Below are 14,240 nucleotides of genomic sequence, written 5' to 3' on the forward strand. Positions count from 1 at the left end.
CGCCGCCACGTGCCATCGCTCCGGCTCTCGATGTTTTGTCTGAAGCGCTCACGGCGCGATCGTCCGGGAGAAGGCTGCTACCGTGGCGCTGCCATGAACGAGGGCGCGGTGCACGATGTGCTGGGAAGGGTGCTGGAGCTGACGCGCCTGCGCGGCCGGGTCTACTGCCACTCGTCGGCGCGGGCGCCGTGGGGGCTCTGCGTCGACGCGTCCGCGGAAGCGGCCTTCCACCTGGTCACGGCCGGCACGTGCTGGCTCTTCCTCGGCGAGCAGCGGGTCGCGCTCGGGCCGGGCGACGTGGTGCTGCTGCCGCGCGGCAGCGCGCACGCGCTCGCCGATCACGCGCGGAGCCGGCGGATACCGCTCGCCGCGTGGCTCGCGGCGCGCGGGACGATCGACCGCCGCATGCGCCTCGGCGACGGCCAGGGCGCGGAGACGCAGGTGCTCTGCGGGGTGTACTCGTCCGACGTCCCCGGCGCCCGCCACCCGGCGCTGCGCGTGCTGCCCGAGCTGGTCCACATCCCAGCGAAGAAGACGCGCGGAAGGCCCGATCTCGCCGAGACCATCGCCGGCCTGACGCGCGAGCACGATCGCGTCGATCTCGGCCAATCCCTGGTGGTGTCGCGGCTCCTCGACGTGCTCTTCGTGCAGCTCCTCCGCGCCTGGGTCGACGATCAGCCCGCCGGCGGCGCCGGCTGGCTGGGCGCGCTGCGCGATTCGCTCGTCGCCGCTGCGCTCTCGCTCCTCCACGAGGACCTCGCCGCGCCCTGGGACGTCGCGACGCTGGCGGCGAAGCTCGGGACCTCGCGGCCCACGCTGGCGCGCCGCTTCGTGGCCGAGGTGGGTCTCTCCCCGCTCGCGTACCTGACCCAGGCACGCATGCACGAGGCCGCGAGGTTGGTGCGCGAGACCGATCGACCGCTCACCGAGATCACCGAGGCGGTGGGCTACACCTCGGTGTCCGCCTTCAACCGCGCCTTCCACCGCGAGCACGGGATGCCGCCCGGCGCGTTCCGCAAGCAGGGCGCCCGTGCATGACCGGCGTGAGGCCGGCGACGACACGCCGGCTGCGCCCTCCCTCATCGAGTGAAGGGCGGGAGCGCGCTCGACGCGTGCTCGCGCTCTGCGCCTCGGCGCGCCGCCCACACCGTACCTTTCGCTTGCCCAAAGTGCTCGACGAGACGGTGCGTCTCGGCAAGTCCTACCCGAAGGCTCGCGCAACCTCGGCGCTCGCTCGATCCTCGACGAAGTAGGCGCGCAGGGCCTCGTACTGGCGATGCCGAGCCTGCTCGACACGGAGATTCTGAGCGGCCCTCCGGGCAGCCGGATCCTTCACGAGCCGACGGTCCGGGAGGAGTCGACTGGTACACCTGTTGCTACGATTCCAGCCGGTTCCAGCCAAAGGAGGTTCCATTGAGCAGAGGGAAGCGCTTGCTTTCGGTAGGTGTCGCGATGGGGGTCGGTCTGGGCCTCGCGATGGGCGTGACCGGAGCGGCATCAGCCAGCGTGAGCACCGGTAGCCAGGCCAGCTTCGCGGCGGCGGACTTCTGGTACCTGCACAGCACGTACGACAGCCGGGCCGCGTGCGAGGACGCCGCTCAGCTGTACATCTGGCCCAACAACCCGGGAGGCGCGGACGACTACGAATGCCGGTCCGAGGGCGGCCGCTGGGGTCTGTGGCTGGGGTTCCTGTCCTGACGTATGGACATGGAAGGGCAATCTGGTCGGCGTGGTCCCTGGGGGTGGCGGGAGGCCGACTTCCTATCCCTGAACGTGGTTCTTCGTCGTGGTAACCGGTGTCGTTGTCCGGCACAGCACTTTCCGTTCCTCGAACGAACGGCGTGACGACTTCGAGGACGGGCTCGGCACCGGGAGGCGGCGGACCGCCGGTGCCAACCACTGCCGTCAACCGGTGCAACCCACGGTTGACGACAAATCGGAGATCCAGCGCGTCCTGCCCCCTGAGCTGCTCATGGTGCTCCCTCGCGCAGGCGTGTGTGGAGAGCGCGTGAGCGCCGCAATCCCGGCGCGTATCGCCTCGCTCGGCAAACCACCGGCGGCCCGAGGAGCCAACCGGAGCGCTCCGTGGTCGACCCGGGCCCCTCCTCATCCTCGAGGGCGGCGGCGCGGCTGCGCGAAACTTGGCCCCCGCGCCCCCCCTCTGGCATCTGCCCCGGGTGCGCTCGCGTCTTCACCTCGCGCTCGCCGCCGCGGCCGCCGTGTGGCTCGCGCCGGCGGTGGCATCTCCGGCCCCGCCGGGCGTCCGAAAGCTCCACGTCGAGGGCGGCGCGTTCCACGCCACGGTCGGCGCCGCGGGCAAGCAGGTGCGCCTCACGCTCGACCCCGAGCTCCAGCGCGCCGCCGAGCGCCTCCTCGCCCGCTCCGGCGCCCCCGAGGGCGCCATCGTCGCCTCCGACGTCCGCACCGGCCGCATCCTCGTGTGGGCGAGCCGCGGCAGCAGGGACTACGTCGCGACCCCGCTCGCCCCGAGCGCGAGCCTCTTCAAGATCGTCACCGCGGCCGCGCTCCTCGAGGCAGGCAAGGTGAATGTCGCGACGCCCGTCTGCTACACGGGCGGCATGAGCGCGATCACCGCGCGGGATCTCGAGGGGCGCGGCGCCACCTGCACGGTGTTCGGCGAGGCGCTCGGCCGCAGCATCAACGGCGTGTTCGCCCGCCTCGCGGGCCAGCACCTCACGGCCGCCGACCTGCACGACAAGGCCCGCGACCTCGGCTTCGAAGGCGAGGTCCCCATCGACATCCCTGTCGCGCCGAGCACCGCGAACGTGCCGGCCGACTCGCTCGGCCTCGCGCGCGCCGCCGCGGGCTTCTGGAGCGGCAAGCTCAGCCCGCTCGGCGCCCTCTTCGCGATGCAGACCATCGCCAACGACGGCGAGCGCGTCCGCTTCTCGCTGCTCGCGCCGCCGGGCGCGCCGGCCCGCGGGGACGCCGCCGCGCCGCGCAGCGCCGACGGCCGCGGCCTCCGGCCCGACGTCGCGCGCACCCTCCGGTCGATGCTCGAGCTCACGACGCGGCGGGGCACCTGCGCCAAGGCGTTCCGCAAGCCCGACGGCACCCGCGCCCTCGGCACCATGCCCGTCGCCGCCAAGACCGGCACGCTGGTCGGCGGCAGCCCGTCGCGGATGTTCTCGTGGTTCGCCTCGTTCGCGCCGTCCGATCGCCCCGAGATCGCCGTCTCGGTGATGCTGGCCAACGACATCTCATGGCGCACCAAGGCGAACCTCGTCGGCCGCGAGCTGCTCGAGACCTACTTCGGCAGGAAGCGCCCCGGCCCCGTCGCCCGGCGGCGCTGACAGCCGGCGCCGGGCTGGGCTACGCTGGCGAGCTGCATGAACGCCCGAGACCGCGTACCGCTCCTCCTCCAGCACCTGCGCGAGGCCTACCCCGACGCGCGCTACGAGCTCGACTGGGAGACGCCGCTCGATCTGCTCGTCGCGACCATCCTGGCCGCGCAGTGCACGGACGAGCGCGTCAACCGGGTGACCGCCACCCTCTTCAAGAAGTACCCGACCGCGCAGGCGTACGCCGACGCGCCCACCGAGCAGCTCGAGGAGGAGCTCAAGCCGACCGGCTTCTACAAGCAGAAGACGAAGACGGTGAAGGCCGCCTGCCAGGAGCTCGTCGCGCGCTTCGGCGGCGAGGTGCCCGGGACCATGGCCGAGCTCACCTCGCTGCCGGGCGTGGCCAGGAAGACGGCGAACGTCGTGCTCAACACCGCGTTCAACCTCCCCTCGGGGATCATCGTCGACACGCACGTCGCCCGGCTCAGCGGGCGCATCGGCCTCTCGAAGCGCGAGAAGCCCGAGCAGATCGAGGAGGACCTCATGCGGCTCGTCCCGAAGGACCAGTGGACCTTCTTCGGCCCCGCGATGGTGCTGCACGGCCGCTACACCTGCGTCGCCCGCAAGCCCAAGTGCGCCGAGTGCCGCATGAGCGCGCTCTGCCCGAAGGAAGGAGTCTGAGCGCGCGATGAAGATCGATCTGCCCGACTCGTGGCAAAGCGAGCTCGCCGGAGAGCTCGATCAGCCCTATTTCCAGCGGCTCCTGAGCTTCCTCGAGGCCGAGCGCAAGGCGCACCGGGTCTTCCCGGCCGAGGAGGACGTCTTCGCGGCGTTCCGGCTCACGCCCTACGAGAGCGTCCGCGTGCTGCTCCTCGGCCAGGACCCGTACCACGACGAGGGGCAGGCTCACGGCCTGTGCTTCTCCGTGCGCCCGGGCGTCCCGCCGCCGCCGTCGCTCGCCAACATGTACAAGGAGGCGCTCTCCGACGTCCCGGATTTCACGATCCCGAGCCACGGCTGCCTCACCCCCTGGGCGCGCCAGGGCGTGCTGCTGCTGAACACGGTGCTCACCGTCCGGGCGCACACGCCGAACTCGCACAAGAACCAGGGCTGGGAGACGTTCACCGACGCCGTGATCAGGAAGGTGAACGACAGGCCCGACGGGGTGGTGTTCGTGCTGTGGGGCGGCCACGCCCAGAAGAAGGCGAAGCTCATCGACGCGCGCCGCCACACGGTCATCAAGGCGGCGCACCCCTCGCCGCTGTCGGCGCGGAGCGGCTTCTTCGGCAGCAAGCCGTTCTCGTCGATCAACGCCGCGCTCCGCGCGCGCGGCGCGGCGGAGATCGACTGGCGGCTCCCGGAGCTCGGGTAGCGCGCGGTGGGCCGGCAGAATCGCTCGCTGCCGCTCGCCCCGCCGACCCGGTACACGCCCGCCGTCCTCGAGGGCATCGCCGACGGCGAGCGCGCCGCGCTCGGGCTCTCGCTCGCCGCGCGCACAGAGCCGGGCGCCGTGTCGGCGGCGGCCTCGGCGCTCGCGCGCGCCGAGGCGCTGGAGGAGGCCGCGGCGGCGGCCGAGCCGCCCGCTCGGCCGATCGCGTGCAGGGCCGGCTGCTCGACCTGCTGCGTGAGCAAGGTGCTCGTGATGGCGCCGGAGGTGCTCCGCATCGCCGCCCACCTGCGCGCCACGCGGAGCGCGGCGGAGCTCGCCGCGCTGGCGGAGCGCGTCCGGGCCGCCGACGCCGCGACGCGCGGCCTCACGCGCCTCGAGCGCGCCGAGGCGCGGGTCCCCTGCCCGCTCCTCGACGAGCGCGGCGCCTGCTCGATCCACGCCGTCCGCCCCCTGGTCTGCGCGGGCTGGAACTCCCTCGACGCCGCGGCGTGCGAGCGCCACTTCGCCACGCCCGCGGCCGTCCCCACGGCGCCGATGCACCGCCCGAGCTACGAGGTCGCGAACGCCGTCCTCGCCGGCCTCGGCTGGGCCGCGAAGGAGCAGGGCCTCGACGCCGCCCCGCTCGAGCTCATCGCCGCGCTGCGCATCGCGCTCGAGCGCCCGAACGCCGGCGAGCGCTGGCTCGCGCGCCTCCCCGTCTTCGCCGCGGCCCGCGACGCCGAGTGGCAGGAGGACCGGCGGCGCGAGGCGTGATCGCGCGCCGCGGCCGCCCCGGGCCCATGAGGGCGTTGGCAGGCCGGGAAATCCGTTTAGTCTAGCGCGCCGCGGAGGGCGCCGCCGGTCGGCGCCTCACGCCACGACACAGGACAAGGAGGCTCCATGAAGCTCTACGGACATCCCATGAGCACGTGTACGCGCAAGGTGTTGACGGTGCTCGCCGAGAAGGGTCACGAGGCGCAGGTCGTGGTCGTCGACCTGATGAAGGGCGAGCACAAGCAGCCCGACCACCTCGCGCGCCACCCCTTCGGCGTGATCCCGGTGCTCGAGGACGGGGACTTCTCGCTGTACGAGTCGAGGGCGATCATCCGCTACCTCGACCAGAAGCTCCCCGGCGCGCCGCTGACGCCGACCGAGCTCAGGGCCAGGGCGCTCATGGATCAGTGGCTCAGCGTGGAGCAGTCGTACTTCTCCACGCCCGCCATCAAGATCCTCTACCAGCGGGTGATCATGCCGATGCTCGGCCAGCAGGGCGACGAGTCGATCGTCGAGGCGGCGAAGGGCGAGGTCGCGCGGGCGCTCGACGTGGTCGACAAGGCGCTCGGCAACCAGGAGTACCTCGCGGGCTCGATCTACTCGCTGGCCGACATCTCGTTCATGCCGTACCTCCAGTGTCTCGTCGTGTCGAAGGTCGGGGAGCTCATCACCGACCGGCAGAACGTCGCGACCTGGTGGAAGCGCCTCAGCGCGCGCCCGGCCTGGGTGAAGGTGTCTTCCTGAACGTCCTCGCCCTGACTCGAGCCGGCGGCCGCGAGCGCCGGCGAGCGAGGTAGCCCGAGGCGCCGGGACGCGCGCGCGTCCCGGCGCATGATCTCGTGTCCATATCCCCTGCTGCACCGGCGACCTCCCGTCGAGATCGAGCCAGCCGGTGCCCCGCCGCCGGCATGGCTACGTCAGGTTCGTGAGCGGCCCGGTGCAGTACCGCTGGTCGCCGAACTTCGTCCGGGGGTCGCCGAACAGGTTCAAGATCGAGACGAGCAGGTCGTTGTGCGGGCGGTTGGGGTAACGGAGCCAGCGCCCGGCGCGCAGGCCCCCGCCGCCGCCGGCCAACAGGAACGGCATGTTCTTCTTCATGTGGGTCGGCGGATCCGAGATCTCGGAGCCGAAGAAGACGACGCTCTCGTCGAGCAGCGAGTGCCCGCCCATGTCGACCTTCTCCATCTCCTGCAAGAGATAGAGGTGCTGCTCCGAGTACCAGGTGTAGATGAGCTCGCACTCGGCCGGCCTGAAGCCGCCCATTTCCTGGTAGAAGTGGTGGTGCTCGGTCAGGTTCAGCCACGGCAACGTGTACTTCGCCTCGGTGTCGCTCCACTGCAGGGTGCCGACCGCGGTGATGTCGCAGGCGAGCGCCATCACCAGCATGTCCGTCATCAGCTTGCCCACCTTGGGGATCGCCGCGTCGGTCGCGATGTCCTTGATCGAGCCGGTATCGGAGGAGTTGAGCCCCGAGCGCGGGTTGTAGTCGGACGTGTCGACCATCGTCGGGGCCCGGCAAGCGGCCGGCGTGGTGCTGAGGCGCAGCTCGATCTCGCGGATCTTCGTCAAGTGCTGGTCGATCTTCCGCCTGTCGGCGGCGCCGAGCCGCGCGGCGAGGGCGGAGTAGCGCCCGTCGAGGAAGTCGAGGATCGACTTCTTGCGCGCGAGGCGACGGGCGGCATCGTCGCCGGCGCCGGGGTCCAGCGTGCCGAAGAGCTCGGTGAAGATCTCCACGGGATCGAGGCGCGGCGGGATGGGGCTGTACGACGCGGTGTCCTCGAAATTGGCGATGTTCATCGGCGTCATCAGGCCGTGGGACTTGCCCGTCGCCCAGCGCACCGCGAGCTGGATGCTCGCCTTCGCCTTGATACCGGCGGAGATCCGGGAGGCGATCACCTGATCGACGGACGGCCCGCTCGCGTAGCCGCCCGGCACGAGCTGTTGCGGCGTGCCCGTGAGCCAGGCGAGGATCCCGGCCTGGTGCTGCTCACCGCGCGCGCTGTCCATGTCGAGGCCGTCGACGACGAGCAGCCGGTCCTGCACCGGCGCGAGCGGCGACAGGATGGGGCCCAGGGTGAAGCTCGTCTCGGTGCCGGTCGGCCGCCAGCGGTCAATCAAGGTTCCGCCGGGCGTATAGACGGCGAGGAAACGCTTGGCGGGGGCCGGGGCAGCGCGCGCCGTGCGCTCGGGGCCCATGATCTCCAGCCAGGGGAGCGCGATGGCGATGGCGCCAGCGCCTCGCAGCACGGCACGTCGGCTCAAGCGGAATTTCGACATGGCCATCAATCCTGTTCTGGTGCCAGAGGGTGGAAAGCGTCCCCGGAGGGGCTTGTCGCTGGACAGGACATGTCGGGCCGTTTCACCGTGGCTCGAGTCCGCGTGGACCGTGCGAACGGAATCGGTGCCGAGCTCGATCGCATGGCGAAGGCCTCGGTGCGCCTGACGACCCATCCAGGTGCGAAGAGAAGGACGTCGTACTCAAGCAGTAGCAGCTGGCCCTCGAACCGGTTCACCACGTACGAAGATATCGCGAAGGTGAATTTTTACTGTCGAAGCGTGCGTCTGGTCGCCCCCGACGAAGCCCCCTCCTCTTCGACCCTCTCGACCGTCTTCAGGATCCGTCCGCAGACATCGACGGCCCGGCGCGAGCCTGGCTCCACCCCGTCGAGCAGCCCCACCAGGTTGAACAGATCGAAGGCCGCGGCCCGCTCCGCACCGAGCTCGTCGCCAGCGACAAACACGATGGAGTGTTGCTGTCAATTCGTATACAGCGCAAACCGTCGCTCTCGTTGGATCGGTGGTGGCGCGTTGCGCCTCGAATGTCCTCCTCGAGCGACGAGGAACTCACCAGGGCGCCACGACATCGCTGCTGAGCCGCAAGCCTGCCAGAGGCGCAGATCCCAGCGACGAGCCTCCATGCCGGAGAGCGGAGGAGACGCCGACAGCAGCGCACGCGAGGGAGCAAGCGGTCAAGGCGACGACGAGGCCGCACGCCGTCACGACGCCCGCGAAGAACGAGGAGCGTCGTGCGCCAGCCCAGAGCGCGCGCGTCGCCCTCCACCATAACCTGGCGAGCGCACAGGCGACGAGGATCAGGAACACCGCTGCCCCTCCGAGGACGCAGGCGCAGCGAATTGCGCTCGGCACCTCGACGACGCCCGCGTACGCGAGCGGCATGAGGACGAGATCGACGACCAGCAGCGCGCAGCCAAAGCCGAGGAAGGGGCGCCGGAAGAGCCACGGTGGGCGCGGCGCCAGAGCTCTCGCCACAGCGCTCGACCGGCGTTGCCCGATCTCGACGAGCTTGCCTGCGAAGGCCATCCCTGACGTGAAGGCGATCGCCGTCCCCGTGAGGTCGACGGCGGCGTCGAGGGCACCCCGATCGATGCCCCCGGTCGCGTCGAGGAGGCCTGCGCTGGCGATGGCCAGGACAGCGGCCCAGAGGATCAGGAGGAGCAGCGCTGCCGGCGCCGCGATCAGGAACGACAGGATCGCGAGGGCGATCGCGGCAAGCACGGCCTGCCAGTCGTTCGACACGGAGCTCGACACGGAAGGAGATGACGCCGGAGCAGCCGAGGAGGGAGTTGTCATGTGCTCTCGGCCAGATTTGCAAGCCGCCGGCCAGCGTCTCGCGGTGGAGCTCGGTACGCGCGGCCCCTGGACCGACGCAGGACGACGCGAGCAGAGGGCAGGAGTCCCGAGCGACGCACCGGCGCCGCGGGGTGATCGCGGTCAGTACATGCGGCCGTGCGGGTGATCGCGATCAGCCGCGAGGCAGCTCGAAGCACGGTACGCCGGCACCTCGGCTGCTGGCTACGACCCTCGAAACGCGCGGCCAGCCGCCGGCATGCCGGGCGCGAAGGCGCGGCACGCGACAGGAGGTCCGGCGTTCACCGCCTGGGCGAGCGCCGCTCGCCGGCCTCGAGCTTGATGGCCTTCAGCCGCCGGAGCAGCTGACCTCGGGAGAGCCCGAGCCGCCTCGCCGCTTGTACCTGGTTGTTGCCGCAAGCGTCGAGCGCCTCCAGTATCGCCTCCCGCGTCGGCGGCGGCGCCGCGGCGACCGCCGCGCGCACGCCGAGCACCTGCTCCACGAGCGAGAGCTTCAGCCCCGTCGCCGGCTCGGCCGCCGCGACCAGCCGGCCCATGCCCCGCACGTTCTCGGGCCAATCACGTTGACGCGCATCACAGGCACCTTCGCGCGCCCCAGGGCCCGCGCGACCGCCTCGGCGAGCATCTCCTTGCCCGTACCGCTCTCCCCGGTGATGAGCACGTTGAGCACGGGCCGCCTGGCGAGCCGGTCGAGCTCCGCGCGCGCAGCGCCGAGCCCGAAGGGGCCCGCGAGGCCGCAGATCGCCGGCTCCGGGGCCGCTCGCCCGGCGTACGTCTCGCGATAGACGAGCAGCGTCTCGCCCACGCGCAGGACGGATCCATCCTCGAACGGCACCGGCTCGCGCGGAGGGAGCCGGTGGCCATCGAGCCATGTTCCGTTGCGCGAGCCAACGTCCTCGACCTGAAGCCGCCCTCCCGCACGCGTCAGGCGGAGGTGGCTCGACGAGATCTTGGTGTCGTTGACGCCCGCCGCTGCGAGCCACGTCCGCCCGACGGCGACGCCAGGGGACGGCAGAGGCACGACGACGTTGACAGGAAACGCGGCGAGCAGCACCGGAGAGCCCCGATCCCCGCTCGTGCCGGTCGGGGGCCGGTGCTCGTCCGTGGGCACATCGCGCGGCGGGAGGGTGATCATCGCGCCGCCCTGCATGGTACCGGCGCGGCCGCTCCCCGGCGAGCCTGCCGTGCGCCCCTCACTCTGCGTCCAGCGCAACGGAGATGCGCACTGACGCGCTGGCCTTCTCCCCCACGTACAGCAGCAGGCCCTGACACAGCACGCCGCTCTTGAGCCAGTCGTGGTTGGCCGCGACGCGCCCCTCCGAGAGCGACACGCCTGCCTCCGTCACCCGGACCGTAACCTCGCCGCGCACGAGCTCGGCCGTCGTGACCTGCAGTCGCGCGATCTCGCCCCGCGCGGCCGGATCCTGCGTGAACGGGACGCAGATCTCCTCGCCCGTCGACGTGCGATGCACGCATGCTTCTGCGGCCGGATGGGTCCTGGCCATGTCCTCGCTGAACCCGCCGTCCCCCTCCGGCCGCCGGGCTACCCCCACGAGCCGCAGCCACCAGGAACGATCCGGCAAGGCGACGTCCTCGCACGGCACGGACACACAGGTCATCCCCCTGGAAAGACAGTCGCCCTGCCTTCTGCAGCACGGCGTGACCTCAGGCTCAGGCGGCTTCGGCGGCGCGACCTGGACCGGCTCGGGCCGCACGGGGACGACGGCTGGCGCGGCCGGCTGACCCATGGCCACCACCTCGTCGGCCTCCGGCTCCGAGCGCCCTGCGAGCATCGCTGCGCCTGCGGAGGCAGCGACCCCGAGCGCCAGCCCCACGGCGAGGAGGAGCGCCGGCTGCCCCGCCCTGCCGGACGACCGGGGCGTGGAGGGCGGCTCCGCGCCCATCGCGCGCAGGCTCGGCGCAGGGACGGGCGTCGCCGCAGACCACCGCGGCCTGGCCGTGGAAGGCGCCGGCGAGAGCCTCGGGGCGGAGGGCCGCAGCGCCGCGGACGGCGGCGACGGCATCGGCGTGGTCCGGGGCGGGTCGCTCGATTGCGGTCCGGGCCAGGAGGCGCGCCCGGGCGGCACCTGTCCGGACCACGAGGCGCGCCCGGGCGGCACCTGGAGCTCGGTCGGGCCAAGGTGCGGATCCGTCTCGTTCGCGCGCGGCCACGCGACGCGCAGCCGCTCCGGGCTCGCCGCCGCTGTCCGGAGTCTCTCCAGGAGCGCCGCGCCATCGGCTGGCCGCCGCCTCGGCTGGATCTCGAGGCACCCGCGGATCACGTCGGCCCAGAGGGCGTCCGGCGCCTGGGGAGGCCAGGGGCGATGTCCCTGCTCCGCCGCGACATAGGCATCGACGAACGCCTCCACCGGCGCGTCCGGAGAGAGGCCCGTCGGATGGGCTCCGCAGAGCAGCTCGCACGCGAGCACGCCGAAAGCGAACACGTCGCGCGTGAACCCTTCGCGTGGCGGCAGCCAGAGCCCGGGCGCGAGCAGCTCTGGCGACATGTACGTGACGGTGCCGATGACCGCGCCCGTGGCCGTCAGCGGCCTCGGGTTTCCGGCAGGCGCGGCGATCCCGAAGTCGATGAGCCGCACGCTGCCGGGCGCATCCGCAGCGCCCCAGAACGCATCCGTGACGAGCACGTTGGCCGGCTTGAGATCCCGGTGCACGAGGCCCAGACCGTGTACATGGGCCAGCGCGGCCGCGATCTGGGCCAGCACGGCGCCGCGTTGCGCGAGCGACATCCGCGCCGCCACGTCCGTGAGCGACTGGCCTTGCACGAAGTCGAAGACGAGCCCGACCACCCCCTCAGCAGGAGCTTCGAAGAGGGCGCGACAGGGGATCAGGGCCGGATGCACGGCGCCAGCGACGGCCCTTGCCTCGCGCCGGGCGCGCTCCGCGGCCCCTGCCTCGAGGCCGCCGAGGAAGAACAGCTTGAGGGCACGCAGGCTCCCGTCGAGCGGATCGCGGACCTTCCAGACGGCGCCCTGGCCTCCCCGGCCGAGGGGCTCGATCAGGGTGTAGCGGTCGACGCGGACGCCGGGGTGGAGCTGCACGATCCATAGTTACCGCAGCGGTCTGGCCAACAGAAGGGGTGATCCAGGGGCGGCAGCGGCATTGCCAGGCGACGCGATCTTCCAGCGCCGTCCTCGTGGATCCCGCCCTGCACACACCGCGCGAGGAGTCGCCCATCCTGCGTGCTCCCTCGCCTCGTTCGATCAGCTCAGCTCTCCTCTTCGACCCTCTCGACCGTCTTCAGAATCCGTCCGCAGACATCGACGGCCCGGCGCGAGCCTGGCTCCACCCCGTCGAGCAGCCCCACCAGGTTGAACAGGTCGAAGGCCGCGGCCCAGCGCTCGAACCCTTCCGGGAGCGGCGTGCGCTCTCGATAGGCGTCCGCGAACGCCGCGACGAACTCGGGCCCAGGGCTCCAGCGAAGGATCTGCCCGACATCCATCAGGCTCGGTCCGGCGTACGCGAACTCCCAGTCGAGCACGAGGAGCTCGCCGGACGCGAGCCAGTGCAGGTTCGACGCCTTGAAGTCCCCGTGCAGCAGCACCGGCGCCGACGCGAGCCCGCGGAGCGCGCCAGCGCTCGCGTCGAGGAACGCGCCGACGGGCTCGCTCAGCGCGTCGCGGAGCGCAGGAGCAAGCCTGTCGAGGACCGCGTCGACGTGGGCCCGGAACGCGCCGATGCAGTCGTCGAACGGCCAGGTGATGGCGAGATCCGGCCCCAGGAAGCCCGCCCTGTCGAAGCCGACGCCGTGGATCTCCGCCAGCGCGCGCCCGGCCGCGGCGCCGCACGCCGCGGTGTCCTGGAGGGGCCCGTGAGGGACGTGCTCGAGGACGAGGAAGTCGTCACCCGCCGACAGGACCGCCGGGACGCGGAACGATCTCCAGCCGCGCGCGAGCAGGCTGGCCTCCTTCGACGCCGTGCCCGGGTCCCGCAGGTACACCCGCACGACGCGCCCGGATCCGACGCGCACGTTCAGGTTGGCGAGCCCGCCGGAGAGCACCTCTATCTCGCCGGAGCAGGGCCCGATCCGCCGCTCGACCTCGGCGCGAACCAGGTCGATGTCGGCGCGGGCCAGGTCGATCCCGGCGCGCGCCAGGGTCTCGGCGGGCGCGGCGCGCTCCCACGCGCGCTCGGGGTTGGGCAGCGGTCTCATGCGGCCTCTTCACACGAGACGCGCGGCACGTCCAGGGCGCGGCGCCGCCCGGCGCCCTCCCTCGGACGGCTACCTCGGGGTACGATGCACGCATGCCCGTGTACCGCTCGTCCGCCGCCGAGCGCGCCGCGTCGGTCGCCATGGCGGCCCGGACCGACGTGGGGCTCAGCCGCGATCACAACGAGGATGCGTTCCTGATCAGCGATCTCGCGCGCGGGCTCGCCCACGGGCCGGCGGCCGCCGCCCAGTCGCTGGCGGAGCCGCCGCTCGCCCTCTCGCTCGGCGTCTACGACGGCTCCGGCGGCGCGTCGTCCCCGGACGCCGCGAGCCGGCTCGCCGCGCGCACCGTCCACGCCGCCCTCACGCGGGCCGCGCCGCGGTCGAGCGACGCGCTCGAGCGCAGCCTGCTCGACGCGATCGCCGCGGCCGGGCGCGCCGTCCTCGACAACGCCCGCCGCAGCCCGGAGCACCGCAGCAGCGGCACCACCGCCACCGTGGCCGCGCTCTGCGACGAGCGCCTGCTGATCGCGCAGGTCGGCGACAGCCGCGCCTACCTCCTCCGGGGCGGCGCCCTCACGCAGATCAGCCGCGACCAGACCCTCCTCCAGTCGCTGCTCGAGAGCGGCAAGCTGCAGCCCGAGGAGGCGGCCACGTTCGAGCACCGGGGCGTGATGCTCCAGGCGCTCGGGCTCCGCGAGCGGCTCAGGATCGCGCTCTCCGCCGTGGAGCTCCGCCGCGAGGACACGCTGCTGCTCTGCACCGACGGGCTGAGCGACCTCATCCACGATCAGCACATCGCCGCGACGCTCGACGCCCACCCCGACCCGGCGGCGGCGTCGAGCGCGCTCATCGAGGCCGCGCTCGCCGCTGGAGGCCACGACAACGTGACCGTCGTCGTCGCGCGGTTCGACGGCCCGTGGCTCGCCCCGCCGGCTGGCGACAGCGCTCCACAGGTCGTCGAGATCGCGAAGTTTTCTGAAGCCTCTATCCGCCGCTCCTGAGCGCGCGACCGCCC

The 14,240-nt window shown here is 72.3% G+C and carries 15 protein-coding genes; 8 read left to right on the plus strand and 7 right to left on the minus strand.

All coding sequences use genetic code 11. The annotated features are described in order from the left end of the window. The first annotated feature begins 93 nt into the window (after positions 1–93). The 7 genes from WME85_RS29395 to WME85_RS29425 all read left to right on the plus strand — a co-directional run bounded on the left by WME85_RS29395 (position 94) and on the right by WME85_RS29425 (position 6,189). Positions 94–1,038 carry a cupin domain-containing protein gene (locus WME85_RS29395; protein WP_437825949.1) on the plus strand — a complete coding sequence of 315 codons (945 nt, stop codon included), beginning with the start codon at positions 94–96 and terminating at the stop codon, positions 1,036–1,038. 414 nt (positions 1,039–1,452) lie between these two features. Beyond that, a complete protein-coding gene (locus WME85_RS29400) occupies positions 1,453–1,698 on the plus strand; it encodes a hypothetical protein (RefSeq protein WP_437825951.1) in 246 nt (81 codons plus the stop codon). A gap of 479 nt (positions 1,699–2,177) precedes the next feature. Beyond that, a complete protein-coding gene (locus WME85_RS29405; RefSeq protein WP_437825953.1) occupies positions 2,178–3,314 on the plus strand; it encodes a penicillin-binding transpeptidase domain-containing protein in 1,137 nt (378 codons plus the stop codon). 36 nt (positions 3,315–3,350) lie between these two features. After that, on the plus strand, positions 3,351–3,983 hold the full coding sequence (nth, locus tag WME85_RS29410) for an endonuclease III domain-containing protein (RefSeq protein WP_437302349.1): 633 nt from the start codon (positions 3,351–3,353) through the stop codon (positions 3,981–3,983). Between the two features lie 7 nt (positions 3,984–3,990). After that, on the plus strand, positions 3,991–4,674 hold the full coding sequence (gene ung, locus WME85_RS29415; RefSeq protein ID WP_437825954.1) for a uracil-DNA glycosylase: 684 nt from the start codon (positions 3,991–3,993) through the stop codon (positions 4,672–4,674). A gap of 6 nt (positions 4,675–4,680) precedes the next feature. Next, entirely contained in the window at positions 4,681–5,445 is a 765-nt protein-coding gene (locus WME85_RS29420; RefSeq protein ID WP_437825956.1) for a YkgJ family cysteine cluster protein, read from the plus strand. A 126-nt stretch (positions 5,446–5,571) separates the two neighbouring features. Then, positions 5,572–6,189, plus strand: a complete 618-nt coding sequence (locus WME85_RS29425; RefSeq protein WP_437825958.1) for a glutathione S-transferase family protein — start codon at positions 5,572–5,574, stop codon at positions 6,187–6,189. A 168-nt stretch (positions 6,190–6,357) separates the two neighbouring features. Here WME85_RS29425 and WME85_RS29430 read toward each other — a convergent pair whose 3' ends face one another. From WME85_RS29430 to WME85_RS29460, 7 genes are all read right to left on the minus strand, one after another. Further along, the gene (locus tag WME85_RS29430) at positions 6,358–7,692 is read right to left on the minus strand and encodes a DUF1552 domain-containing protein (protein WP_437842378.1); all 1,335 of its coding nucleotides are present in this window, start codon (positions 7,690–7,692) and stop codon (positions 6,358–6,360) included. A gap of 296 nt (positions 7,693–7,988) precedes the next feature. Then, positions 7,989–8,186 (minus strand): hypothetical protein, encoded by a 198-nt coding sequence (locus WME85_RS29435; protein ID WP_437825960.1) that lies wholly within the window; start codon positions 8,184–8,186, stop codon positions 7,989–7,991. Between the two features lie 103 nt (positions 8,187–8,289). Beyond that, on the minus strand, positions 8,290–9,036 hold the full coding sequence (locus tag WME85_RS29440) for a hypothetical protein (protein WP_437825962.1): 747 nt from the start codon (positions 9,034–9,036) through the stop codon (positions 8,290–8,292). Between the two features lie 299 nt (positions 9,037–9,335). Further along, positions 9,336–9,590, minus strand: coding sequence for a helix-turn-helix domain-containing protein (locus tag WME85_RS29445; RefSeq protein ID WP_437825964.1), 255 nt, complete (start codon positions 9,588–9,590; stop codon positions 9,336–9,338). Further along, positions 9,548–10,189 (minus strand): FHA domain-containing protein, encoded by a 642-nt coding sequence (locus WME85_RS29450; protein ID WP_437825966.1) that lies wholly within the window; start codon positions 10,187–10,189, stop codon positions 9,548–9,550. Before WME85_RS29450 ends, WME85_RS29445 begins: the two co-directional genes overlap by 43 nt. A 58-nt stretch (positions 10,190–10,247) precedes the next feature. Next, positions 10,248–12,113 (minus strand): protein kinase domain-containing protein, encoded by a 1,866-nt coding sequence (locus tag WME85_RS29455; RefSeq protein ID WP_437825968.1) that lies wholly within the window; start codon positions 12,111–12,113, stop codon positions 10,248–10,250. A gap of 167 nt (positions 12,114–12,280) precedes the next feature. Continuing rightward, the gene (locus tag WME85_RS29460; RefSeq protein WP_437825970.1) at positions 12,281–13,225 is read right to left on the minus strand and encodes a phosphotransferase family protein; all 945 of its coding nucleotides are present in this window, start codon (positions 13,223–13,225) and stop codon (positions 12,281–12,283) included. 92 nt (positions 13,226–13,317) lie between these two features. On the opposite strand from WME85_RS29460, the gene WME85_RS29465 reads away from it, so the two are divergent. Beyond that, complete coding sequence (locus WME85_RS29465) at positions 13,318–14,226, plus strand: PP2C family protein-serine/threonine phosphatase (RefSeq protein ID WP_437825971.1); 909 nt, start codon at positions 13,318–13,320, stop codon at positions 14,224–14,226. Positions 14,227–14,240: the final 14 nt, after the last annotated feature.

Origin of the sequence: Sorangium sp. So ce1153 (assembly GCF_051521595.1) — a bacterium.
Taxonomy (GTDB): domain Bacteria; phylum Myxococcota_A; class Polyangia; order Polyangiales; family Polyangiaceae; genus Sorangium.

What these genes read in the sequence shown, in the direction of transcription:
- WME85_RS29395 (WP_437825949.1), top strand. Translation starts at nt 94, where the DNA reads ATGAACGAGGGCGCGGTGCACGATGTGCTGGGAAGGGTGCTGGAGCTG.
- WME85_RS29400 (WP_437825951.1), top strand. Translation starts at nt 1,453, where the DNA reads ATGGGGGTCGGTCTGGGCCTCGCGATGGGCGTGACCGGAGCGGCATCA.
- nth (WP_437302349.1), top strand. Translation starts at nt 3,351, where the DNA reads ATGAACGCCCGAGACCGCGTACCGCTCCTCCTCCAGCACCTGCGCGAG.
- ung (WP_437825954.1), top strand. Translation starts at nt 3,991, where the DNA reads ATGAAGATCGATCTGCCCGACTCGTGGCAAAGCGAGCTCGCCGGAGAG.
- WME85_RS29425 (WP_437825958.1), top strand. Translation starts at nt 5,572, where the DNA reads ATGAAGCTCTACGGACATCCCATGAGCACGTGTACGCGCAAGGTGTTG.
- WME85_RS29440 (WP_437825962.1), bottom strand. Translation starts at nt 9,036, where the DNA reads ATGACAACTCCCTCCTCGGCTGCTCCGGCGTCATCTCCTTCCGTGTCG.
- WME85_RS29445 (WP_437825964.1), bottom strand. Translation starts at nt 9,590, where the DNA reads ATGGGCCGGCTGGTCGCGGCGGCCGAGCCGGCGACGGGGCTGAAGCTC.
- WME85_RS29450 (WP_437825966.1), bottom strand. Translation starts at nt 10,189, where the DNA reads ATGATCACCCTCCCGCCGCGCGATGTGCCCACGGACGAGCACCGGCCC.
- WME85_RS29460 (WP_437825970.1), bottom strand. Translation starts at nt 13,225, where the DNA reads ATGAGACCGCTGCCCAACCCCGAGCGCGCGTGGGAGCGCGCCGCGCCC.
- WME85_RS29465 (WP_437825971.1), top strand. Translation starts at nt 13,318, where the DNA reads ATGCCCGTGTACCGCTCGTCCGCCGCCGAGCGCGCCGCGTCGGTCGCC.